Source organism: bacterium 336/3 (genome assembly GCA_001281695.1).
In the GTDB taxonomy this organism is placed as follows: Bacteria; Bacteroidota; Bacteroidia; order Cytophagales; family Thermonemataceae; genus Raineya.
The window spans coordinates 144,919-169,898 of sequence record LJIE01000001.1; the positions used below are offsets into that span (position 1 = coordinate 144,919).

Below are 24,980 nucleotides of genomic sequence, written 5' to 3' on the forward strand. Positions count from 1 at the left end.
GCAAATATTGGTTATCTTTTTTGTAATTTGATAACATCTTACATTTTAAAATTTTTAAGGCTATATGCTCTTTGGTCAAACAATACGAAATTTAAAAAGAATTAGACAAATTACCAATATTTTATTGAAATATGGTTTTGAAGATATTGTTGCCAATACCCCTCTAAAAGCTATTATACCAGCCAGTAGGCGTTTAGCTCGTTTAAGAGGAGAAAATATAACAGAAAAATATACGAGACCACAGCTATCACGTATGGCTGCTGAAGAATTGGGACCCACTTTTGTTAAATTAGCCCAAATTTTAGCTAATAGACCTGACATTGTATCCGAAGAATATCAGCACGAATTTGAAAAATTACAAAGCCAAGTAGCTCCATTTCCAACAGAAATTGCGAAGAAAATTATTGAACAAGAGCTTAAAAAACCTATTGAGGAAATATTTTTAGAATTTGGTGATAAACCTATAGGCTCTGCTTCTATTGGGCAAGTACATTTGGCTAAGTTCCAAGATGGGCAAGAAGTAGTTGTGAAAGTACAACGCCCTGATGTCGCTAAAAAAGTAATGACAGACTTAGCTATCATCAAAGACATTGTAAAAAGAGGAGATAATTTCTTCAAAGAACAAGGCTTTTACAATATTATGGATATTGTAGTGGCTTTTGAAAAAAGTATTAAAAAAGAATTAGATTATACCAATGAAGCTCGGTATATAGACCAATTTAGAACTTATTACAAAGATTATAAAAACTTCTATGTTCCTAAAGCCTTTTTAGAATACACTACAAAACAAGTAATGGTTTTGGAATTTGTAAAAGGTTGTAAAATTACAGATGTCAATCAACTTAAAAAATGGGGTATAGAACCAACCAAAATAGCTGAGGCTGGTATGGATATTTACCTAACTCAAATCTTTCAACATGGTTATTTTCATGCTGACCCACACCCAGGTAATATCCTTATTCAAGAAAATGGGCGTATTTGTTTGATTGATTTTGGAATGGTTGGAAAGCTCACAAAGAACGACAGATTTGCTTTTGCTGGTGTCCTCATTGCAATGGCTCAACAAAACCCAAAAGAAATGGCTCGAAGTTTCAAAGCTTTAGCTATTGATTCAGCTATTGAAGATGACAAAATATTTGAAGCGGCCTTAGGCGAACTGATTGATGATTTTGTTTCATTGGATGTAAATCAGTCAAGTATGAGTGATATGGCAGCCAGATTACAAGAAATCATTAGAGATTTTAGGCTTCAAGTACCAGGTGGTGTTTTTATTATTCTAAGGGCTTTAACTATTTTAGAGGGTATCGGAAAAACCATTCACCCTACATTTCAAACCTACGAGTTTTTTAAACCTTATGGAGTTAAAATTTTCTTAGATCAATATTCTCCCAAAAACTTAGGTGAAGATGCTCTTAATACTGCACGCTCATTTGTAGGATTTTTAACTGATTTCCCTCGTGAAGTACGGGAAATCTTGCATAAATTACGTAAAGGTCGAATCCATATCGAGACTGAATTAATGGGCTATCAACCTGCTATACAAAGCATTACGAAAGCCATTCGTTATTTAGCCATTAGCATTTTGATAGTTGGTTTATTGGTAGGTTCTTCTATGATGGCAAATGTAGAATTTTCAAAAATTTCAACCCTTAGTATTATTGGTTTTAGTGCTGCGGGACTTTTAATGTTTAGTTTATTTTGGAAATCTTTTTTTACAGATGATTAATGAAAAGGTATTTGTATGCGTATCTTTTTTTTCTTTCTATTTCAGGAGTGGCTCAAAACAGGTTAGATAGCTTATTAAACCAAATACCCAAGGCTACAAAACAAAACTATCGAGAAATTATTCATAAAACGATTGTAGAAATAAGAAAAGTTAAAGAAAAAAAGAATTTAGAAAAGTCCTTAGAATTATTTTATGCCAAAAGCCAAAAAGTTTCTTTTGTTGAGATGTCTTTACTTGCTCAAATAGAATTGGCTAAATATTATTTTGACCAAAAGCAAGAAGCAAAAAGTTTAGAATTAGCCTTTGAGGCATATTATAAAGCAAAAGAAACAGAATCTTTTTATGAGAATGCAGAAGTATCAGCATTTTTGGCTTCGTTATATGTTCTTGGTGAGAATAATCAAAAAGCTATGGCTTATGCTTTGGAAGCTCAATCTATTTATGAAAAAATAAATATGTCTGAAAAAGCAAACTCATTATTTTACGATATGGGGCTTGTACAATACAGACTTAAACAATGGGATAAGTCGTTGAATTCCTTATTAAAAATACAAGAATCTTATCTGGTTGTATTAAACGAACAAGAGCAAATTAATTATTATAATGCAATTGGACTGATATATAGAAAGACAAATAATTTTCTGAAAGCTATTCAATACTTTCAGAAAGCTACAGAAGTAGCTCAGAAGTTCAATAGGAATGATTGGATAGGGATTTTAACAGGCAATCTTGGTGATGTTTATGCTGCTCAAAAAATGTTTGATTCTGCTCGCAAACATTGGAAGATAGATATAGATACTTGCATTAAGTATAAAATCTGGGGCAACGTAGTTGCAACATCAAATTTTTGGGCAGATAGTTACTACCAAGAAAATAAATTTAATGAAGCTCTTGAGTATTATCAAAAATCTCTTCAATATTTAGATTCATTGCCAGATAAAGAATTTAATAATCGTTTTACTACGTATAAAGGATGTTCCAATATTTATTTTAAGCTTAAAGATTTTGAAAAAGCTTTGTTTTATGAAAAACAAGCCAATATTTATTACGATTCTTTACAGAATTTTTTAAAAGCTTCTGAAGTATTACAGACACAAACAAATTTTGAAGTTTCTATCAAAGAAAAAGAGCTATTGAGTAAAAGATTAGAGGCTACAAGAAGAGAAAGATTCATTTGGATTGGGATTAGTATTTTGATTTTACTTATTGGTGTATTAGGTTGGTTGCTCAGACGACAATATCTTTTGAATGTTGTTATTTTGAAACAAAAAAGCAACATAATAAATCAAAACGAAGAAATTAACAGACAAAATGAAGAACTTTGGGAGCAACAACAAGAAATTTTATCCCAAACAGAAGTGATTTATGAGCGAAATCAGGAACAAGAAATCTTAATCCAGAAACTTCATGAAAACGAAGCTTTTTTAAGAGAAGCTCTTGATGAAGTGGTTAAAAGCGAAAAAATCATCAATGAAAAAAATGAAATGCTTTTATCATATAACAAAAACTTAGAAGATGAAGTTGTTCTTAGGACTCATGAATTGAGTCAAAAAAATCAAGAATTAATTCAAACTAATAGCCAATTAGAGCAATTTGCCTATGTTTTAGCTCACAACTTACGTTCTCCTATTGCACGTCTGAGAGGTTTAGTCAGTTGTATTGATATGGGTAATACCAATAGTTCAGAAAATTTTAAAATCATAGAATATATTGGTACTTCAGCTTTGGAGTTAGATTCTATTGTAAAAGATTTGAATAAAATTTTAGAAATCAAAAAGAATGTAAAAGAAGTTTATGAGTTAGTCCATATTTATGAACGAATTAGTGAAAATCTAGAAAATATCAAATCAGATTATCCAAGTATTGATTTTGATTTAGATTTAGCATTACAGGTCAATGAAATATATTCTGTAAAGGCTTATATTAATAGTATTTTTTATAATTTAATCAGTAATGCATTCAAGTATAGAATTACCAGCAAAAAATTAATCATTACTATCAAAACTGCTGAAACTGCTGATTTTATTTCTATTGAGTTTTCTGATAATGGTTTAGGAATTGATTTGGAGAAATTCAAGGATAAAATTTTTACTCCTTACAAAAGATTTCATGAAGGTGTAGAAGGGAAAGGGTTAGGACTACACCTTGTTAAAATTCAAGTGGAAGCTCTCAAAGGCTCTTTAAATATTAGAAGTGCTGTAAATGCAGGTACTACTTTTCAGATTTATTTAAAAAAATAAGCTCCTAAAAAATTAGGAGCTTATTTTTATTTTTTTGTATTTACCAAAATACTCAGTTCTTTGAGTTGTTCCTCACTAATCTCAGAAGGAGAATCTATCATCACATCTCTACCCGAATTATTTTTAGGGAATGCAATGAAATCTCTAATACTATCCGCACCACCAAATAAAGAACACAATCTATCAAAACCAAAAGCGATTCCACCATGTGGAGGAGCTCCATATTTAAAAGCATTCATCAAAAAGCCAAATTGAGATTCTGCTTGTTCAGCAGTAAAGCCTAAAATTTCAAACATTTTGGCTTGTAAGGTCTTATCAAAAATACGGATTGAACCACCACCTACTTCAACACCATTAATCACCATGTCGTAAGCATTTGCTCTGATTTTTCCTAAATCTCCAGTTTGAAGATAATGCAAATCCTCTGGTTTTGGTGAAGTAAAAGGATGATGCATGGCAAACCATCTATTTTGTTCTTCATCAAACTCTAATAATGGAAAATCCAATACCCAAAGACAAGAGAATGTATTTTTATCTCTCAATCCCAAACGAGTTCCCATTTCCAAACGTAACTCATTGAGTTGCTTACGTGTTTTGTAGTCATCACCACTCAAAACCAGTAATAAATCACCTGCCTCAGCATTCATGGCAGTAGCCCATGCTTTCAAGTCCTCTTGTGAGTAAAATTTATCTACTGATGATTTAAATGTTCCATCAGTTTTACATTGCACATATACCAAACCTTTTGCTCCAATTTGGGGGCGTTTTATGAACTCTGTAAGTTCATCTAACTGTTTACGAGTATATTCTGATGCTCCTTTTGCACAAATTCCTACCACAAGTTCAGCACTATCAAACACTTGGAAACCTTTGTTTTTCACAATGTCTGTAAGTTCTACAAACTTCATTTCAAAACGAGTATCAGGCTTATCAGAACCATAAAACTTCATGGCATCTGCATAAGTCATTCTATCTAAATTTGCTATTTCTAAGCCTTTTACAGTTTTAAATAAATGGCGTACAAGCCCTTCAAATGTGTTTAAAATGTCTTCTTGTTCAATAAAAGACATTTCACAATCTATTTGTGTAAATTCTGGTTGTCTATCAGCTCTCAAGTCTTCATCACGGAAACACTTTACAATTTGATAATATCTATCAAAGCCCGAAACCATAAGCAACTGCTTGAATGTTTGAGGTGATTGAGGTAAAGCATAAAACTGCCCCTCATTCATACGGCTGGGTACTACGAAATCTCTTGCACCTTCAGGTGTAGATTTGATAAGAACAGGCGTTTCTACCTCTATAAAATCTTGGTTGTCAAGATAATTACGTGTTGCTTTTGCCATTTTATGACGAAGCATTAGGTTTTCACGTACTACATTTCTACGCAAATCTAAATAACGATACTTCATACGAAGCTCATCACCACCATCTGTTTCATCTTCTATTTTGAAGGGAGGGATTTCAGAAGTATTTAATATTTTAATACTTTCAGCCCATACTTCTATATCTCCAGTTGCAATCTTAGGATTTTTGGAAAGTCTTTCAGCTATTTTTCCCGTTACCTGAATTACAAACTCACGTCCAAGCTTCCGAGCTGTATCAAATAAATCACTTGCAGACTTTCCTTCTTCTAAAGTGATTTGAGTAATTCCATATCTATCTCGTAAATCTATCCACAAGATGCTTCCTTTATCTCTGATGGTTTGTACCCAACCACAAAGGTTTACTGTTTGGTCTTTTTGTTCTATTCGGAGTTCTCCGCAAGTATGTGTTCTTAGCATGGTTTTTATATCTTTCAAATTCTATAAATTCCTCAATCATTGAGGGATGCAAATTTAATTATTTTGCATCTGTTTGTTTTTTTATCTTAAAAATAATTCCATAAAATTTTATTAGAGAAATTATAAAACATTGATAACAAATCATTTAATATCAAACTTAAAACCTTATTTCTAAAATATTAAAAGTAATGGAGAACTCTTAGGAACCATACAATCTTTTAGAATGATTGGCGTTTTATGTAGTCTTAGATATTTAGGAATATATTCAAAGAATTAAAAAACTCAAACTTATGAATGATACAACACAACATCTTTTTCTTGCACAACAAAAGGCAAAAGAATTATTTAAAACCATTGAAGACAGAGGATTAATCGTTTCTGGCAAATCAGAAAAGCAACTTTGTGATGAAATTGTACAAATTGCAAAAGATGACTTTGGCACAGAAACGCATTGGGGTAAAAAGATTGTAAGAACAGGTATCAATACGCTACAACCTTATAGCTCAAATCCTTCAGACTTAATTATTCAAGATGATGATATTCTTTTCTTTGATTTCCACCCTGTTTTTGAAAATTGGGAAGCTGATTTAGGCAGAACTTATGTTTTAGGTAATAATCCTTTAAAACACAAAATCAAAGAAGATATAGAGGCTGCTTGGTATGAAGGAAATAACTGGTATTTTAAACAGTCCAAGCTTACAGGTGCAGAATTTTTCCATTATGCCACAGATTTGGCAAAACGTTATGGGTATGAATTTGGAAATGCTATTGCAGGACATATTATAGGCTATTATCCACACGAACAACCTGATGACCCCAATGATTTATGTTTAGATGTACATCCCGATAATCATAATGATATACTTCAATTGGATAAGTATGGAAATAAAAGGCATTGGATTCTCGAATTGCATTTTGTAGATAGGAAAAATAAAATAGGTGCATTTTTTGAAGAATTATTAACACCAGAATAAAATAACATTTGCTTTGTTCAAGTTAGAATCAAATTTGAACAAAGCAGTTAAATACTAACAAATTGATTTAGGTATTGAATCTTAGCCTTTTTTGTTGTGTAATTTTATAAAAATATTTCTCTGAGATTGCAAGTAGATTCTACACCTATTTTATCAAAATTTTGGTCGAGCCATTCGTCTGCCGCTTGTCTGCCATAGCTTCTCAAACGTAACAAAAACTTCCAATCTGCATTCAATTTACTCGAAATACTCATTTCACTCATGAGTTCTTCAGGATTAATGTGATGAATATTTAGTTTACGTGATTTCCCGTCCAAATCTAAACCCAATTGTAAGAGCCTCTGTACCAAGTTTACACGTCTCATCTCATGCATCAAACTTGTGTTGAAACTCAGGGTATTGATACGATCTCTAATCTCATCCGCACTTCTTGGCAACTCTTTAATTTTGATAGGATTAATTTGTATGAGTAAGATATCGGCGGTAGCAGTGTCATTAATTAATGGAAAAATAGGAGGATTGCCCATATAACCACCATCCCAGTAATGTTCCCCATCTATTTCCACAGCCTTAAACAAGAATGGCAAGCAAGCTGATGCCATAACTGCTTTCAAACTAATTTCTTCTCCTGAAAATATTTTTGCTCTGCCTGTACAAACATTAGTAGCACATACAAAAAGTTTACAACCTTTGTAAGATTTTAATTCATCAAAATCTACCAAACTTTCCAATAAGCTTTCTAAAGGATTGTAATCCAACGGATTAAATTGATATGGAGAAAAAAGCATGGTATAAAAATCCAGCATTTGATATACAGGAGAGTAGTCTAATTTTCCTCCATCTCCAAATGTTTTTTCCAAGAGACTTGGTTGTATGAGAGAAAAACGTTGTTCATCTGCAATTTTCTTCCAAAACTTATACAATAAGTCTATTGCTCCTTTTCTGCCGTTTTGCATCATACCATACGATACAATCGTAGCATTCATTGCTCCAGCACTTGTTCCACACAAACCATCTATTTGGATGCGTTCATCTTCTAGTAATCTTTCCAAAACACCCCAAGTAAAAGCTCCATGTGAGCCACCACCCTGTAATGCCAAATCTAAAGTTTTCACCATGGCTGATTGATTGCGTATTTATATCAAAAATATAACTTTGCAGAAATTTTATCCACAAAGTTATTCGTTTACATCCCCAATAGCATTCTCATCAGGAGTAATGTCTTTGGGTTGTGGTAAATCTTTTAAACTACTAATACCAAAATAATCCATAAACTTATCGCTTGTGCCATATAACAAGGGTCTTCCTACTGTATCTGATTTTCCTCTAAGTACTAAAAGTTCTTTCTCTAAAAGTTTTTGGATAGCATAATCGCTATTGACACCACGTATTTGTTCTATTTCAGTTTTCGTAACAGGCTGTTTGTAGGCTACTATAGCTAATGTTTCTAAAGCTGCATTAGACAATCGTTTTTTAGAACGTTGTTTAAGTAAAATTCCTATACTAGCCTGATAGGCTGGTTTTGTCAGAAACTGATATCCACCAGCCATTGCATAAATCTGAAAAGAATAGATATCCTCTTCGTATTTTTTTTGAAGTTTTTCTATTGCTTCTATAATATTTTCTTCTGGTATTTCGGCTTCAAACATTTCGATGAGGCAGTTCCGTATATCTATTAGCTTGATAGGTTCTGTCGCAACAAAAATAAGGGCTTCAATATGATTCTGAAGAAAATCCATTATTACTTTTTACTCATTTTTGCTTCTATAGAGTGCTGTGTATGAGGCACTATCATCAAGCGTTCTTTAGGAATCAGCTTGCCCGTATCAATACAAAGCCCGTAAGTACCATTCTTAATACGAATGAGAGCCAACTCCAATTGCTGAATAAACTTTTGTTGTCTTGCTGCAAGTTGTGTTACATTCTCTTTTTCCAAAGTATCAGAACCATCTTCCATAAGCTTGGAATTACTAGCTGTAGAGTCTGTACCAGGATCATTTTTCTTGGTCAAAGTCTCTTTCAAATCAGTTAGTTCTTGCTTAGCTTGCTCCAATTTTTTCTGGATTAGCTCTTCAAATTCTTTCAACTCTTCTTCCGAATAGCGTGTTTTTTCGGTTGTATCTGTTGTCTTTTTGTTCATATTGAGCAAACTTTAATTTTTGTGCAAATTTAAGTATTCCTTAGCAGAAAAATAAGCATTGTTTTAAGATTTTTTATTATTTTGCCAAAAACAACCTAAAGTTATGGCAAAGAAGGTACAAAATGAGCCTATAGACGTAGAACTGTCTGAAGATGTGGCTCAAGGTATTTATTCAAATTTAGTAATGATTTCACATTCACCCAGTGAATTTGTGATGGATTTTATTAGTATGCTCCCTGGAATGCCTAAGGCAAAAGTACGCTCACGCATTATCCTTACTCCTGAACATGCAAGAGGTTTGCTGGCTGCTCTCAAAGAAAATCTTGATATTTATGAAGAAAGTTTTGGAAAAATTACAAGAGGTAATGATAATTTAACACTTCCTTTTGGTGGTAAAATGGGAGAAGCTTAATCTCAACATTTTATGATTGAAATTTCCAAAAAAAAACCATCTTACTTAATTTCCAAAGAATTAAAGCAATACTTGCAAAAATATGGCAGGAATACGCATCTGCCTGTTTCTTATGATGATTTGCTTAGATATTCAGATGCTTTTCCTGTTATAGACAAAAAAGGCAAAGATACTCTTTGGAACTCAGTTATTTATTCACAATCAATGATGCAAGAGCTTGATACGGCTCTTACTCTGGTATATGCTTTACTAAAAACAGATGGTGATACCTCTGTCATGGAGCATTTGCATGTAGATAGAATAGATTATTGTGTTTTTGGAAATTCTAATCCTTTTCGTATCCGAATTATCAATCATTTTAATGATAATTACGATTATTTTTACATCAAAAGAGCTGATGCTTCTCGTATTTATGGTTTGGAGTTAGAGCATTTATTATCTCCTAATCGTATCAATTTTATTGTTCATAAAGAAACCCTTATAGAAGAACACATTGCTGGCATTCCTGGTGATGCTTTTATCCAGAATTATCTTAAACGTCCAGAGCTCAATCAAGTTCGTATTGCCAAAGAATTTGTAAAATTTAATGAACGTTGTTTTATTAGGCTTCTAGGCGATATGCGTTCCTATAATTATGTGATAGATATCACACCAGATTTTGATAATGAGCAATATAGAGTAAGAGCCATAGACTTTGACCAACAATCGTTTGAAGGTAAACGAAAAATGTATTTACCTCAATATTTCAAGGAAAATAACCCCATTGTAGATTTGTGTGTGAAGCATGTCAATTTAGAAACTGCCAAACAATACCAACAAGAAGAAAGGACTCTCATGGCTCGTAGGCTCAAATCGGCTCGTTATCGAGTGAAAGATTTGATTGATACCATGCGAAAAGATACGATTTCCACACCTGAAAAAGAAAATCAGCTAAAAAAAGAATTAGCTGATTTCCATAAAAATAATGACTTTTTGAAATGTAAAAATATGGGAGATATTGTCCGAATGCACTTAAAAGTTATTCTTACCAAAGCCAAACGTTAGAATTTATTAAATTCCTCTCCGATAATCATTGAACTTGTTGTTTGTGGTGTAGATTTAACTTTCCCTTTTTCAAATACAAAATCTACTCTACCCAAACGAATACCAGCCCAACCCACCTGATTGATGATTGTTTTATGCCCTGATTTTGAAACTATTTCATCGGGTTTATCTAAAAAAGTATGGGTATGCCCACCCAAAATAACATCTATACCTTCTACCTTTTGTGCCAAAGTAGAATCTGATATTCTATTGGGGTCTTCTTCGTATTTATACCCTAAGTGAGAAACACAAACAATGAGGTTACATTTTTGAGCTTTGAGTGTCTGCACCATTTCCTTAGCAACTCCAATAGAGTCTATGTGTTTTATTCCTCCAAAATGTTTATCTAAAACAAGCCCTTTTAATTCTATTCCTAAACCAAAAACACCTATTTTAACTCCTTGTTTTTCAAATATTTTATAAGGCTGGAAAACTGTTTTTAGATTATTTTCTTGAGAAAAATCATAATTGGCTATCAAATAAGGAAATTTTGCAAAAGGAAGCATTTTTTCCAATCCTGCTATTCCGTTATCAAAATCATGGTTACCAAGTGTTGCTGCATCATAACCCATTTGACTCATGAGTTTTAATTCCACTTCACCTCCAAAAAAATTGAAATAAGGTGTTCCCTGAATAATATCTCCTGCGTCCAAAAGCAAAACATTGGATTCTTGCTGACGAATTTGCTTAATAAGACTTGCTCTACGAGCCATTCCTCCCAAACCACCCCATTTTCTACCATCATTCGGGAATGGTTCAACACGAGAATGCATATCGTTTGTATGCAAAATTGTGAGTTTTACAGGTTCAGGCTTTGCCCAAAGTTCTTGTGGAGCAAAGGTAATAGCTGCTAGACCTGTTGTTGCTTGTTTTATGAATTTTCGACGAGTGGTGCTCATAAAGATATTTTTGCGATTCTACAATTTTTTTCATAAAAAAGCAAAGTGAAGTTTTCTTAATAATTTAAAAATGAGGCTTTAGCTTCTTAATTTAGAAAAAAAAATTTTAAGTAATTCCTCACATTCTTCTGCCATTACACCACTTATGGTTTGTGTTTTAGGGTGTAAAACATTTTGTTCCAATCGAGAAAAGCCTCTTGCAGTGTCTTTAGCCCCAAAAACTATTTTTGAAATTTGAGACCAAGCCAAAGCTCCAGCACACATTACGCAAGGCTCAAGTGTTACATATAAAGTGCAGTTTGTCAAATACTTACTTCCTAAATATTCTGAAGCAGCTGTAATAGCCAAAATTTCAGCATGTGCAGTTACATCTTTTAATCTTTCTGTTTGATTATATGCCTTAGCTATTACTTTATTTTGAGCTACAATCACAGCTCCAACAGGAATTTCATTCTCTTCGTATGCTTGTAGAGCCAGACTATAAGCCAAATTCATCCATTTATAATCAGCATCAAGGCTTTTTAGGCTCATTCAATTTTAGGTTTTTAATTTTAATAGTTTGCATAATTTGAGGAACAATCATACCCCATTCTTGCTGATATTTTCGTGGGCAATTAAAATTAATGACAACTACTTTATTTTCTACTACTGTGTACATCATGTAGTTATATTTAGAAATAGCATTTTTTCGTCCTAAAGCATTTGCTTTTTCATCATCATCAGCTACAATCCCTATGAACTCCAAAACAGCATATTTTCTTTTATTGATAGTTATCACTTCTTCTTTCAGAAACTCTACTTTTGTATAATTAGCCCTCAGACTACCTTTGAATAAATCTTTTAAGATGGCTATGTCCTGAGGTTGCCAGTATGTATTTGTAATATTTACACCCAAATCTACTTCTCCTGAGCTATTTGTATACATAGCTGTTGGTTTTTTAGGAGTAAAGTATTTTTTGGCAAGCATCTCATCATTCATCAATACAAAATCTTTGGGCATTGATATGGAGATACCAGGTGTTAGTTGCACTTTGGAGAGTTTTATATTTTGCCCTAAAACTTGTGTATATATACCTGAAAAACAAACTATTATCAATAAAACAAATCTCATCATTATATTTTTCATTTTAAATTACTCTAATTTCTACACGTCTATTAAGTTGTCTTGCTTTTTCTGTATCTTCTGTAGTAAGAGGACGAGTAGAACCAAAAGCTTTATAGTCAATGCGTTTTTTAGGAACACCTTGCCTTGTTAAATATTCTTTTACAGCAACAACTCTGTTTTTAGAGAGTTTCATCAAGCCTTTTTTATTACCATAGATTTCTGTATGCCCTTCCAAACGAATTTTTACATTGGGGTTATCGTTCATCATTTTTACTACTTTGTTCAATTCTGCATACGATTCTGGTAGCAAAAGAGATTCTCCTCTGGCAAACGAGATAAAGTTCAATCGAATGGCTTGATCTTTTTCAAGAGGAACAAGTAGAAAGTCTTTTTGTAATTCAGTATAATCTTTTAATTCAGAAGCATCTACAATTTCTTCTCTTGGAAAAAAGCCTTTTGCTTCTGCTGTAATCAAGTATTTTTTACCTAAATTCAGTTTAGTGGTGTAATTACCCTGTTCAGTTTTAAGGGTAGTTGGTGTTTTAAGACTTGCTTCTTCAATGATTAAATTGGCAGAAATAGGTTCATTATTTTTAGCATTTAACGTTTTACCACTTAAAACTAAAATTGGCTCAAGCATTCGTACTTTATAAATATCTCCTCTTGAGCTGTAATAACCAAAAAAACCTTGTTTAGAAAAATAAATATCCATACCATTGGTATTGATACTTGAACCTAAATTTTCAGGTTCTGACCAGTTTGTCCAAGTATCATCTAGTCTTTTTGAGACAAAAATGTCAAAATCCCCAAAACCAGAAAAACCAGTAGATGAGAAATAGAGTGTTTTGCCATCTTCATCAAGCCAAGGAGTGGCTTCTTCTCCCGCTGAGTTAATCACTTTACCCATATTCACAGGCTTTGAAAATGTATTTTCTGTTTTTCTAAATGAAACATATAAGTCATTACCTCCCTGTGTTTTATCATCGATGATAGACATTACTAATGCCTTACCATCTTTTGAAAGCCAAAATTCTGAAAAATCACTTTTGTTGACAAAATCCTCAATATTAAGAGGTTCTGGTTTTCCCCAATTCCCATCTGATGTTTTTCTCGTAATAGACAAGCCTTTATCTAATCTTCCGTCAGGCAAATACCTGTTATTCAAGAGCATATAACTCTCATCTGGAGCTATTGTGAAGGCTGCATTATGTTGGCGATTATTGAGTGGTGAACCCACATTAATAGCTTTTCCAAATGTACCATCATCATTGATATTAGCATACCAAATGTCTTGTTTATAAACTATTTGATTTTTGATGGTATCTTTTGTGTTTTCAGGGTGATTTAATCTTGTGAAGTACAATCTTTTACCTGAAGGACTCAAAACGGGATTGGCTTCCAAATAAGGTGAATTAACTTCTGAACTGAGTGGTTCAGGGTTAAATTTAGTAGCATTTTTTACAATAGTGGGCGAAATTTCAGGAGTATTGTCAGATTCTGAAATTCCTATTGCATCTATCTGATTTTCACCTACCACTTTGGCCGTATTGAGCGTAACTTTAACAGAAACTACTTTATAAGGTGTTTGAGGTATAGCAATATTCAGTAATCTTCCCTTTGCTACAAAACCCATAGATGGATTTTTGTAAATCAAGTTGGCTGTTCCTGCTTCATCATAGGCAAATACTTGCGAAATACTACCCGCATTAAAACTTTCTGCAATCACAATTTGCTTGATAGCAATAGATTTTTCAAAACCTACATGGATATATTCTTCTCTAATATCATTTTCTGCTTGTGCAGGTGACCATGCAGAAGGACTACTTTTAAATAAAGGCAATACATTAGGTTTCCCTAAAACTTGTTCTGCTTTATATTGCAACCCATCTCCTTTCTTTTCAGATGAGACTCCTATTACTTTACTTGCCCACTGAATTTGTGCTAAGCTTGGGAATAAGATGAGGTTTAATATAAAAAGTATTAAGATTTTTCTCATAATTGTTTATGTTTGAATGGCTAAAATAAATCTATTTTTTCAATACAGCCTTAATTTTGTTATCAAAATTATTTTTTATCATTATAAAACGTTCTATTTTGCAGAAAAATTATCTCTCAAAATGTCTCTTTATCAGAAACCTTTAGCTGGAGAATACCCTCCTTATGCAGAAACATATATTCAGCATATAAATAACGACAACATATTGGATGTTCTTCAAGAACGAATCAAGATTGTAAAGCAAATATACAACCAAATTGATGAGCAAAAAGCAAATTTTAGATATGCCCCTGAAAAATGGAGTATTAAAGAAGTTTTGTTGCACGTTGTAGATACTGAACGTATTTTTGCTTACAGAGCTATTTCTATTGCTCGTGGAGATACAAGATCTTTAATGGGCTTTGACCAAGACACTTTTGTACAACACTCTCTCGCAGATAAAAGAACTCTATCATCAATTATTGAGGAGTTTGAAGCAATAAGAATCAGTAATATCAGTTTATTTAAAAATATAGATGCCAGTGCATTAAACTTAAAAGGAAATGCAAATGGCTATGATGTAACACCTCTTGCCATTGCCTTCATGCTTGCAGGACATGAAATCCATCATACAAAAATCATTTTAGAAAGATATCTAGTCTAAAAAAACAAACCAAAGTATTTATGAAAGTATTTAACAATTTATTGTGGGTGTTGGAAGATGGTATTCTTACACTTTCTATTAATAGAGAAAGTAAACTGAATGCTCTTAATATAGAAACCTTAGCAGAATTAAGAAATGCTTTTCAATCTATCTATGATGATGACAGCATTAGAGGCGTTATTTTAACAGGTTCAGGAGAAAAAGCCTTTGTAGCTGGAGCTGATATTTCTGAGATTGCCCAACTTACAGAAGTCAATAGTAGAAAATTTGCAGAAGAGGGTCAAGAAATTTTTTTAGCAATCGAAAACTGTCCTAAACCTGTCATTGCTGCTGTCAATGGTTTTGCATTAGGCGGTGGTTGCGAAATAGCTATGGCATGCCATATTCGTTTAGCTTCCGAAAATGCAAAATTTGGTTTACCTGAAATTAAGCTAGGTATTTTACCTGGTTATGGAGGCACACAACGTATGCCTTTGATTGTTGGCAAAGGGAAAGCCCTTGAAATGATGCTTACTGGAGACATGATTCCCGCACAAGAAGCTTTGCAGTGGGGATTAGTCAATTATGTACTTGCAAGCAAAGAAGAGCTTATTGCAAAAGCCAAAGAACTTCTTAAAAAAATCATAAAAAATAGTCCTTCTGCAGCTGAACTAATTATTACAGCTGTAAATGCAGGCGTATATAACGAGGCTGGTTATCAGGCTGAGGCAAATTCATTTTTAAAAGCTACTCGTTCAGAAGACTTTAGAGAAGGGACAAGTGCTTTTTTAGAAAAAAGAGAGCCTAAATTTACAGGAAAATAAATGCAAATTATTTTATCAGCTATAAGCTCTAAAATGATAGAGGCTTGGTGTGAATTCTTTGAGAATGAACCCAATGTCTTAATTAAAGAAGGAGATATCACTCAAATTGAATGTGATGCAGTAGTAAGCCCTGCCAATTCATTTGGTTTTATGGATGGCGGTTTAGACTATGCTCTTTCTGAAAGATTTGGTTGGGATTTAGAGAAAAAACTACAAGCTATTATCAAGAATCTACCAGAAGGTGAACTTCTTGTAGGGCAGTCTCTAATTTTAGAAACAGGAGATGCAAAAGTTCCTTATCTAATTTCCGCACCAACCATGAGAGTTCCTACGAACTTTAATATAGATACATCTATCAATGCTTATTTAGCTATGAAAGCAGTATTAATTAAGGTAAAGAATGATTCTAAAATCAATTCTGTAGCTATCCCAGGGCTTTGTACAGGAGTTGGACGAATGCAACCTATCATAGCTGCAAGACAAATGTATATTGCATATAAAGAAATTATTTTAGAACAAAAAATGGATTTTTCAAATTTTGGAGATGCTCAAAAATATCATTGGAATATCAATCCACAAGGTATGATTTGGACACATTAATGCACCAAACCATTTTTTATAAAAACCATCCTAATATGTACCTATATGCAATGGGTTCTTATGTACCCGAAAAAACAATAGATAATAGTTATTTTAGTGATATTACAGGTTTGAGTGAAGATTGGTTTTTATCTCGAACAGGTATTCAGACACGTAGAAAAGCAAGTATTGAAGAAAATACACATACTTTAGCTATCAAAGCTATTGAAAATTTAATGCATAATAACCAAATAGTTCAAAAACAAGAAATTGATTTAATTGTAGGAGCAACTTACACTCCTTATGACACGATACATACCTTAGCTCATCATGCTCAAAAGTATTTGAATATATATGACATTCCTGTTGTTTCTATTTCTACGGCTTGTTCATCTTTTATCAATGCTATTGAGATAGTGGAAGGTTATTTTGCTACCAATAAAGCTGAAAATGCATTGGTAGTTGCCTCAGACCATAATACAGCTTATAGTGATGAAACAGATAAAACCAGTGGACATTTGTGGGGTGATGGTGCTTCGGCTGTTGTAATTCGTAAAGAACGCCCTGAAAATTTGCCTTATTTCAAAATCCTTGACATCATCACAGGTGGTGGAGGAGGCTTAGGAAAAGCTACTGATAGTGTATTTTTAAGACCTATCAATGAGGGATTTATGATGAATAATGGCAAAGATGTTTTTATACATGCATGTGAATACATGGCAGGGTTTAGTAAAAAAATCTTAGCAAAAAATAATAAGACCATTACAGACGTAGCATGGTTCATTCCACATCAGGCAAATTTGCGTATTACTCAAAATGTTGCTGAAAATTTGGGTTTATCTATGGAAAAAGTTGTTTCTAACATTCAGTATTTGGGTAATACTGGTTGTGCAGGTTGTGCTATTGCTCTTACAGAAAATGCATCAAGATATAAACATAAAGATCTAATTGTAATGAGTGTTTTTGGAGGTGGTTATTCGTATGGTTCAATGCTTTTAGAATATATTAATGAATAGAGTATGTATGCTATTTGCCTTTTAGATATAAGCCCCATACGCAGAGAGGCTTCTGATAAATCGGAACAAGTAAGTCAATTACGATTTGGAGAAATTTTTGAAATTAAGGAAGTTTCTGAAAATAAGAAGTGGTACAAAATATTAACTTATTTTGACAATTATGAAGGTTGGGTAGATAGTTTACAAATTCATGAAATTTCTCAAGAATATTTTGAAAGCTATCAGAAAAATACCCACAAACACAAGATTGTCAGTAATATCCAAGCATCTTGTTATTTGTTAGATACCAAAAGCAATATCATAAACTTTATGTGTTTGACGAAAGGAGCTATTTTGCCATTTTTTTGGATACAAGAAGATAAAAAAAATCATTTGAAACCCAGAAACAAAGCTTTTTTTGAAGTAGATGGTAAAACCTTTTGGTATAAAGGTAATGTATTTGACAACACAGAAATCAACACTAAAAAACTCATTTCAAGAGCTTTAACATACAAAAACATTCCTTACTTATGGGGAGGAAAAAGTTTTTTTGGAGCGGATTGTTCTGGTTTCGTACAAGAAATATTCAAAAGTTTCTCAAAATTTATCCCTCGTGATGCCTATCAGCAAGCTGAAATAGGAGAAAATATTCAAGACTTAAAAGATATAAAAACTGGTGATGTAGTGTTTTTCCAAAGAGATGGCAGGGTTGTTCATGTGGGAATAGCTTGGATTCAAAATAAAAACCTCCAGATTATACATGCAAGAGGAAAAATACGAGTTGATAAACTTGACCAAACAGGTATTTGGGATGCAGAGAAAACAGAATACTCTCATCATTTACATAGCATTCGTAGAATATTTTGATTTCTCGTATTTTTTTCTAAAATTGCTTTTTTATATCTAACTTACTCCCAAAATCTAAACTTACCGATTCCCTATGAGTATAGAACTTAATAAAAAAACGGGTATTAATCTAAGCAAAGGCAGCAAAATATCTTTAGAAAAAGAAGGCAAAAAACTAGAAGAAGTGTGTATTGGCTTGAACTGGGGAGCTATTAAAAAAGCTGTATTATTCAATTTATTTAAGCAAACTGTAGCTGTTGATTTGGATGGTAGTGTAACCATGTACGATGAGAGCAGACAAATCTTAGAAACTGTATATTACAGAAAACTTCGTTCCAAAGATGGAGCTATCAGCCATAGTGGAGATGATAGAGATGGAGACATTTATGGTGATGATGGTTTAGATAATGAAGTAATTGAAGTAAAACTTACTCAGGTAAATCCAAAAGTAAAGTATATTGTCTTTTATTTGAATTCTTATAATGGACAAGACTTTGCTGATATTCCTTATTCTAAAATCAGAATATTTGAAGGTTCTGCTAAACGAGTAGATTCTGTATTTGCTACTTTTAACCTTTCAGCAGAAGAAACTTTCAGAGGCAATGTTTCTATGGTTTTGGGTAAGCTAGTTAGAAATGGAAATAATTGGGAGTTTACAGCTATTGGAGAGGCAACTCCTACCAAAAACATTGATGAAACAATTTTATACGTTCAAAATAATTATTTGAATTAAAATTGTGAGATTTTTATTCGTACTTTTTTTATTGCCATTGTTCTCTTTTGGGCAAAAAGTTTATAACTTTTTACCTAAAACAAATCGTCCATTCATTGAAAATTCTGCAAAAAAATATACCCCTGTGTATGGTAACATTTTCAAAATAAAGAGTGACAGTATTATTCAGAAACCTAAAAAAATAGTTTGTATTGGTGTTAATATTATGCATACACCTAAAGGAATAGTTTATATTGATAGTATTAGGAAAAGTTATGAACCTTTATATGTTATCAATGACATCCCTGTCGATAAAAACAAATTCACAGATATCAATCTAAAAGATATAAAAAGCATAAAAATATTGAAAGATGGTTATGCACTCGCTCTTTATGGATACAATGGAGCAAATGGTGTTGTGGTTGTCACTACAAAAAAAGAAAGAAAGAAACAAAAAAGCTCTTAAAAAGAGCTTTTTTGTTTTTAATCTTCTAAAGCATTATTCATAAAAGTTGTTTTGAGCATGAGCCAAAATAAAAATACAATGAAAGCCCAAATCAAATAGATTCTATAATAATCTTTAGATTGAACATAATTAATTTCCATAATTTCGGATTTCTCATAAGTTGAGATTTTATCAAAGGCTTTTTGTAATGATATTGCATCATCTGCTCTAAAAAATGCTCCTTGTGTTGTAGTTGCCATTTGCTTCATAGTTGCCTCATCAATAGAATTTTCATACATAGCTGGTTTTCCTAAGGCATCTTTTCCATAAGGAACTTGTTCGTTTCTGCTGGCAGCAATGATACTATAAATTTTAATCTGTTTTTCTTTGGCAATTTGACATGCTTCCAAAGGCTGTACTTTCCCAGCATTGTTATCTCCATCACTCAATAATATCACTACTTTCGATTTGGCATTGCTCTGCTCCAAACGGTTGATAGACACAGCCAAAGCATCCCCTAAGGCTGTTCCTTCACTTTCAGTCATATTAATTTGAACTTCCTGAGAAAGGTACTGTTTAAGTAAATCGTAGTCTGTGGTGAGTGGAACAAGCGTAAAAGCTTCTCCAGAAAAAACAACCAAACTAATTCTATCTTCATATAATCTACTTTCAATAAATTTTTTAGCTGTTTCAATACAAACTTGCAATCTATTGGGACTATAATCTTCATAAAGCATAGATTCCGAAATATCCAATGCTAGTACAATATCAATCCCCTCAGAATAACGTTCTATCTTTTCATTAACTTTTTGTGGCCGAGCTAATGCAATAGCTATTAGACATAAACAAAGCATTAAAATTCCATCAGGTATAAATCTAAGCCAAGTTCTTTTTCTGAGTTTGGTAATATTCTGAGGCAAAACCATTTCAAACTTTTGTTTGATTGGCAAAGCCAAGAGCCATCTAAAAAATGGCAGAAGTAATAAAAATGGTATAGTATATAACCAAATAGGATTTTGCCAAACATATTCTTTCCATGTTTTGGGCAAAAACCAATCTAATTTATACCAGCCTTCAGTTTCTAAAAGAAATAATAACACCTAATTTTGAAGTATTTTGTTAAAAAATAGACCTTTACAATATAAAAATATTATAAAGGTCTAAGAATATTTAGTTTTTATATACAAAACTATCCAATTTTTTTCTTGGTGAGCATGCCACCAGCTTCTGTAAGCATTAAAGAACCTTCAGCCCCTTGATTGAGTTCAGCAGCATTGGCTTCATCTGTATCTATGTGCATTTCGAGTTTAAATTTCTCAGATACACGAATAAGTACATTTCCGAATGTCAAACCCCTTTCTTGGTTTTCGATACGAATTTCAACAATATCCTTATCCTTTACCCCAAAATATTCTGCATCTTCTGGGTGCATATGAATGTGTCTCCAAGCACATATTACACCTTCTTTCAAATCTAATTTTCCGTTGGGTCCAATAAGTGTAAGCCCTGGTGAGCCTTCTACATGCCCCGACTCACGAATAGGAGCATCAATGCCCAAGAAAAACTCATCTGTTCTTGAAATTTCTACTTGATCTTTGGGGCGAGTAGGTCCTAAAATACGTACTTTTTCAATTTTATTTTTAGGTCCAACAAGCGTAAGCATTTCTTTACAAGCAAACTGCCCTGGTTGTGAGAGAGGCTTGTGTTCAGTAAGTTGATAACCTTTTCCAAACAAAATATCTACACTTTCTTGTGTAAGGTGAATATGACGAGCCGAAACAGCAATGGGAATACTTCTAGGTCCTTGGTCTTTAAGTTTAGCAGATTTTATCAGTTTGGCAGATTGTTCTGCAATAGCTAATTGTTCGTCTGTTTTTACTACTAAAATTTTACAAAGGCTATTTGATGCTGAAATTTCTTCTACATTTTCTACCCCAATAAACTTGAGCATTTTATTCTTATTATCATCTAAAATTGCTCTCATAAAATTAAGCTTTTGAACAACTTTATGACGTAAGGATGTACTATTTTCACCTATTCCTGCTGTAAAAATAAGAACATCAGCACCACCCATTACAGCAGCATAAGAACCTATATATTTACGCAAGCGATGTACAAACATTTCAATGGCTAATTGAGCATTGACATCACCTTCAGCAGCTTTTTCTTCTAAATCTCTCATATCATTACTCCCAGCAATACCCTTCATTCCACTATCTTTATTAAGCATATCACTGATTTCCTGCCATGTTTTTCCCTCTTTCTCCATAAGGTAGGTAATAATTCCAGCATCTAAATCACCGCTACGAGTACCCATCACAAGCCCTTCGAGTGGAGTCATTCCCATACTGGTTTCCACAGATAGCCCATGCTCAATAGCACAAACACTTGCTCCATTTCCCAAATGACATGAAATTATTCTCAAATCGTGAATATCAGTTCCTAAGTAATCTGCTGCTTGCTTTGCTACATATTGGTGACTTGTTCCATGAAATCCATAACGCTCAATATGATGTTTATCAATTAGGCTCTTGGGTAAAGCATAATTTTTTGCTTTTGGAGGAAGTGTACTATGAAAAGCTGTATCAAAAACTGCAACATGAGGTATATCAGGAAAGAATTTTTTAGCAATTTTAACACCCAATAAATTAATTGGATTGTGTAGTGGGGCTAAACTTTTCAATTCATCTATTTGTTTTTCAACATCTTCTGTAATAACTACAGGCTCATCAAATATTTTACCTCCATGTACAACTCTATGTCCAACACCTTTTAGTAAAGAGGCATCCAATTTCTTAATGAGGAGAGGAAATGCAAAAGAAAGAGTCTGATCATGTCCACTGCCTGGGCAACTTAAAACTTCCTCGCTATCCGAAAATTTAAGTTTGGGTTGAGCATCAGATATTCTATCTACGCTCATCACAATTACTCTTTTACCTGATGTTAAATCTATTACTTCTGCTTTTACAGAAGAACTTCCACAATTTACAACTAAAATTTGCATATATATTTTGTTTGAGTTGAAACGAAATCTCTACAAGTTTAATAAAAAAAAGTAGTCTAAAATAATGAGATAAATCAATTATTTATGAAACTTTTTATTCTAAACTTTACAAAGTCTATTGTTTTGCTCTAAACTCATTTCCCCAAACTGCCATAGCTTGCAATACTGGTAATGTTTTTTTGCCCCAATCTGTCAAACTATATTCTACTCTTGGTGGTATTTCTGCAAATACTTGTCTGTGAATAATTCCATTTCGTTCCAAATCTCTTAATTCTTGTGTAAGCATTGTTTTGGTAATCAATGGCATAGAACGTTGCATATCTCCAAAACGGCAAATACCCTCAGAAATCAGATAAATGATGATAGGTTTCCAACGTCCACCTATAATGCTGGTGGTATATGTAACAGGGCAAGTTTCAGGCGAGCAAACAAACATTGCAATTTTTTTTGTTTTTTCTTTAATCATAAAACATTAATAATCAACATTGGTATGAAAAACATTACTATGTAATTTTATTTTTACTACTTGACAAATATAAACTATTATGACTTACTTTGTCAAGTAATTTTTGATTTTTCACTAAAAAAATATACTTCTATGTACGTAATCACAGGTGCAACAGGCAATACAGGTAAAAGAATTGCTGAAAATTTATTAAAAGCTGGCGAAAAGGTAAAAGCCATTGGTAGAGATGAAAACAAACTACAAGATTTGGCAAAGTTGGGTGCTGAATTAGCAATAGGTGATTTGGAAGACACTACATTTTTAACAGAACAGTTTAAAGGAGCTAAGGCTGTTTATGCACTTATTCCACCAAAATGGGATTTACAAGAACCTTGGAGAGATTACCAAAGAAAAGTAGGAAATGCTATTTCTTCTGCTCTCAAAAATTCATCTGTTAAAAATGTTGTAGTTTTAAGTTCTAATGGAGCTCAATTGCCACAAGGGGCAGGACCTGTAACAGGTTTGTATGAATTTGAGCAAAATCTTAAAAAAATTGATGGTCTTAATGTTCTTTCTTTGAGAGCAGGTTTCTTTATGCAAAACTTTTTTGCTCAAATAGGTATGATTAAGCAAGCAGGTATTATGGGGTATTCTTTAAATACAGACGCAAAAATACCAATGGTACACACCAACGATATTGCAGATGTAGCTACGAAACATTTACTTCAGTTAGGCTTCTCTGGTTTTCAGCATGTTTTTGTACCAGGACAAAGAGATTTAACCATGCAAGAAGTTAGTAAAGTATTGGGGCATGCTATCGGGAAGCCTGAGTTACCCTATATTGCTTTTTCAATGGCTGATGCAAAAGCAGGTATGTTGCAAGTTGGTATTCCAGAAACCATTGCTGATGGTTATAATGAACTCTTTAGTGCTTTGAACTCGGGTGAATATCTCAATGATTTTCAACGTACTACAGAAAATACAAACCCTACAAGTATTGAAGATTTTGCAAAAGAGTTTGCTTTGGCATATCAACATTCATAGAATATTATATAACCTAGAAACAAGGCTTAAAGTTTTGTTTCTGGGTTTATCAAATTGTAAAACCTATTTTATAAAATTGACTTTAACGTTAAAAAAAACAGCTTATTTCAATAGAAATATCATGTTTAGTTAAACTTTGGTTCAATCTAAGTCAAAGTGAATAAAGTAGTTTTGTAGCAAATAAACACACCACAAAACTACCATGAAGAATCTGTTTTTAATACTCGCCTTAGTATTTTCTGTTTACATTTCAAAAGCTCAGAACACTTTATATTTAGGTGTTGGCTCTAACATCAACAAATCTGCCGAATCTCAAAAAACTGTAGATGAATTAGCTCAATATCTTTCACAGAAATTAGGAATTGTCGTAAAAATCAACTCTTTAAAAGCTGGAAAAACATTAGAGCAAATTCAAGAAGGAAAATTGGATGTAGCTCTCATGAATACCTTTGGTTACGTTCTTGCGTCATCAGAAGGTAATATGGAAGCTTTGGTTGTAGTTGCCAACGCTCAAAAAAAAGCTATTACTTATCAGAGTTGCTTGATTGCTCACCCTTCTACACAAATCAGAACATTGGAAGATTTAAAAAAACAAGCCTCTCAGTATCTTTTGGGTTTTGTTTCTGCCTCTTCTACTTCAGGACACTTAATTCCTCGTTTATTTTTAAATCGTTTGGATTTACAACCTGAAATATCTTTTAAAGATGTCCAATTTGCTGGTTCACATCAAGAGTTGATTCATAAAATTAGTCTTGGGGAATTAAAAATTGGTGCCGTTTCTTATACAGATTTAGAAGAGCTCACAAAATCAGGTAAATACAAAAAATCAGATTTTAATATTCTCTGGACTTCAGAACCTATTACAAATGGTCCAGTAAGTGTTCGTAAAGACCTTTCAACTTCTTTAAAAGCGAAATTACAAGAGATTTGGATAAATTTACCTAAAGAAAATCCAACTCTTAATACCAAAGTTGTAAAATTATGGCATAACACCAATGCTCAATCTACATTTATTTCTGCTCAAGATAGTCTGTACGAAAGTATCCGAAAAATGGCTAATTCTATGGAGGAAATCAGTGTTTTGGTTGGTTTGTATAGCGAATAG

23 protein-coding genes and 2 pseudogenes are annotated in these 24,980 nt (G+C 32.9%); 14 read left to right on the forward strand and 11 right to left on the reverse strand.

The window, feature by feature from the left end:
• The first annotated feature begins 64 nt into the window (after positions 1-64).
• Together AD998_00590 and AD998_00595 are read left to right on the forward strand one after the other, a co-directional pair.
• The gene (locus tag AD998_00590; GenBank protein ID KOY84843.1) at positions 65-1,726 is read left to right on the forward strand and encodes a hypothetical protein; all 1,662 of its coding nucleotides are present in this window, start codon (positions 65-67) and stop codon (positions 1,724-1,726) included.
• A 1,490-nt stretch (positions 1,727-3,216) separates the two neighbouring features.
• Positions 3,217-3,966 (forward strand): annotated as a pseudogene (locus tag AD998_00595) (hypothetical protein).
• 26 nt (positions 3,967-3,992) lie between these two features.
• On the opposite strand, the gene AD998_00600 reads toward AD998_00595, so the two are convergent.
• Positions 3,993-5,750, reverse strand: coding sequence for an aspartyl-tRNA synthetase (locus AD998_00600; protein ID KOY84844.1), 1,758 nt, complete (start codon positions 5,748-5,750; stop codon positions 3,993-3,995).
• Positions 5,751-6,040: 290 nt separating this feature from the next.
• On the opposite strand from AD998_00600, the gene AD998_00605 reads away from it, so the two are divergent.
• Positions 6,041-6,724 (forward strand): aminopeptidase, encoded by a 684-nt coding sequence (locus AD998_00605; protein ID KOY84845.1) that lies wholly within the window; start codon positions 6,041-6,043, stop codon positions 6,722-6,724.
• 104 nt (positions 6,725-6,828) lie between these two features.
• Here the strand turns inward: AD998_00605 and AD998_00610 are convergent, their stop codons facing one another.
• From AD998_00610 to AD998_00620, 3 genes are read right to left on the reverse strand one after another with little or no spacing between them, the layout of a single operon-like run.
• On the reverse strand, positions 6,829-7,860 hold the full coding sequence (locus AD998_00610; protein KOY84846.1) for an alpha/beta hydrolase: 1,032 nt from the start codon (positions 7,858-7,860) through the stop codon (positions 6,829-6,831).
• 42 nt (positions 7,861-7,902) lie between these two features.
• On the reverse strand, positions 7,903-8,463 hold the full coding sequence (locus tag AD998_00615; GenBank protein KOY84847.1) for a segregation and condensation protein B: 561 nt from the start codon (positions 8,461-8,463) through the stop codon (positions 7,903-7,905).
• Positions 8,464-8,465: 2 nt separating this feature from the next.
• Positions 8,466-8,864: a molecular chaperone DnaK gene (locus AD998_00620; GenBank protein ID KOY84848.1), complete on the reverse strand. Its 399-nt coding sequence runs from the start codon at positions 8,862-8,864 to the stop codon at positions 8,466-8,468.
• Between the two features lie 103 nt (positions 8,865-8,967).
• On the opposite strand from AD998_00620, the gene AD998_00625 reads away from it, so the two are divergent.
• Complete coding sequence (locus AD998_00625; protein ID KOY84849.1) at positions 8,968-9,276, forward strand: hypothetical protein; 309 nt, start codon at positions 8,968-8,970, stop codon at positions 9,274-9,276.
• A 12-nt stretch (positions 9,277-9,288) separates the two neighbouring features.
• Complete coding sequence (locus tag AD998_00630; protein KOY84850.1) at positions 9,289-10,320, forward strand: hypothetical protein; 1,032 nt, start codon at positions 9,289-9,291, stop codon at positions 10,318-10,320.
• Here AD998_00630 and AD998_00635 read toward each other — a convergent pair.
• From AD998_00635 to AD998_00650, 4 genes are all read right to left on the reverse strand, one after another.
• Positions 10,317-11,204: a 5'-nucleotidase gene (locus tag AD998_00635; protein ID KOY87995.1), complete on the reverse strand. Its 888-nt coding sequence runs from the start codon at positions 11,202-11,204 to the stop codon at positions 10,317-10,319. The two genes, AD998_00630 and AD998_00635, sit on opposite strands and share 4 nt — an antisense overlap.
• Positions 11,205-11,336: 132 nt before the next feature.
• Positions 11,337-11,789, reverse strand: coding sequence for a CMP deaminase (locus tag AD998_00640; GenBank protein KOY84851.1), 453 nt, complete (start codon positions 11,787-11,789; stop codon positions 11,337-11,339).
• Positions 11,770-12,372: a hypothetical protein gene (locus tag AD998_00645; GenBank protein ID KOY84852.1), complete on the reverse strand. Its 603-nt coding sequence runs from the start codon at positions 12,370-12,372 to the stop codon at positions 11,770-11,772. Before AD998_00645 ends, AD998_00640 begins: the two co-directional genes overlap by 20 nt.
• 13 nt (positions 12,373-12,385) lie before the next feature.
• Positions 12,386-14,359, reverse strand: a complete 1,974-nt coding sequence (locus AD998_00650; GenBank protein ID KOY84853.1) for a hypothetical protein — start codon at positions 14,357-14,359, stop codon at positions 12,386-12,388.
• A 121-nt stretch (positions 14,360-14,480) separates the two neighbouring features.
• On the opposite strand from AD998_00650, the gene AD998_00655 reads away from it, so the two are divergent.
• The 7 genes and pseudogenes from AD998_00655 to AD998_00685 all read left to right on the forward strand — a co-directional run bounded on the left by AD998_00655 (position 14,481) and on the right by AD998_00685 (position 19,382).
• Positions 14,481-15,002: a hypothetical protein gene (locus AD998_00655; GenBank protein KOY84854.1), complete on the forward strand. Its 522-nt coding sequence runs from the start codon at positions 14,481-14,483 to the stop codon at positions 15,000-15,002.
• Between the two features lie 20 nt (positions 15,003-15,022).
• Entirely contained in the window at positions 15,023-15,805 is a 783-nt protein-coding gene (locus AD998_00660) for an enoyl-CoA hydratase (GenBank protein KOY84855.1), read from the forward strand.
• Positions 15,806-16,405, forward strand: a complete 600-nt coding sequence (locus AD998_00665) for an Appr-1-p processing protein (protein ID KOY84856.1) — start codon at positions 15,806-15,808, stop codon at positions 16,403-16,405.
• A 35-nt stretch (positions 16,406-16,440) separates the two neighbouring features.
• A complete protein-coding gene (locus AD998_00670) occupies positions 16,441-17,400 on the forward strand; it encodes a 3-oxoacyl-ACP synthase (protein KOY87996.1) in 960 nt (319 codons plus the stop codon).
• 3 nt (positions 17,401-17,403) lie between these two features.
• Positions 17,404-18,246: a hypothetical protein gene (locus AD998_00675; GenBank protein KOY84857.1), complete on the forward strand. Its 843-nt coding sequence runs from the start codon at positions 17,404-17,406 to the stop codon at positions 18,244-18,246.
• A gap of 73 nt (positions 18,247-18,319) precedes the next feature.
• Entirely contained in the window at positions 18,320-18,958 is a 639-nt protein-coding gene (locus AD998_00680; protein KOY84858.1) for a Tellurium resistance protein TerD, read from the forward strand.
• A gap of 160 nt (positions 18,959-19,118) precedes the next feature.
• Positions 19,119-19,382 (forward strand): annotated as a pseudogene (locus tag AD998_00685) (hypothetical protein).
• A 38-nt stretch (positions 19,383-19,420) separates the two neighbouring features.
• On the opposite strand, the gene AD998_00690 reads toward AD998_00685, so the two are convergent.
• The 3 genes from AD998_00690 to AD998_00700 all read right to left on the reverse strand — a co-directional run bounded on the left by AD998_00690 (position 19,421) and on the right by AD998_00700 (position 22,822).
• A complete protein-coding gene (locus tag AD998_00690; GenBank protein ID KOY84859.1) occupies positions 19,421-20,482 on the reverse strand; it encodes a hypothetical protein in 1,062 nt (353 codons plus the stop codon).
• 89 nt (positions 20,483-20,571) lie between these two features.
• The gene (locus AD998_00695; GenBank protein ID KOY84860.1) at positions 20,572-22,386 is read right to left on the reverse strand and encodes an acetate kinase; all 1,815 of its coding nucleotides are present in this window, start codon (positions 22,384-22,386) and stop codon (positions 20,572-20,574) included.
• A gap of 115 nt (positions 22,387-22,501) precedes the next feature.
• Positions 22,502-22,822, reverse strand: a complete 321-nt coding sequence (locus tag AD998_00700) for a hypothetical protein (GenBank protein KOY87997.1) — start codon at positions 22,820-22,822, stop codon at positions 22,502-22,504.
• 162 nt (positions 22,823-22,984) lie between these two features.
• Between AD998_00700 and AD998_00705 the strand changes: the two genes are divergently transcribed.
• Positions 22,985-23,875, forward strand: a complete 891-nt coding sequence (locus AD998_00705; protein KOY84861.1) for an NAD-dependent dehydratase — start codon at positions 22,985-22,987, stop codon at positions 23,873-23,875.
• A gap of 202 nt (positions 23,876-24,077) precedes the next feature.
• The gene (locus AD998_00710) at positions 24,078-24,980 is read left to right on the forward strand and encodes a hypothetical protein (protein KOY84862.1); all 903 of its coding nucleotides are present in this window, start codon (positions 24,078-24,080) and stop codon (positions 24,978-24,980) included.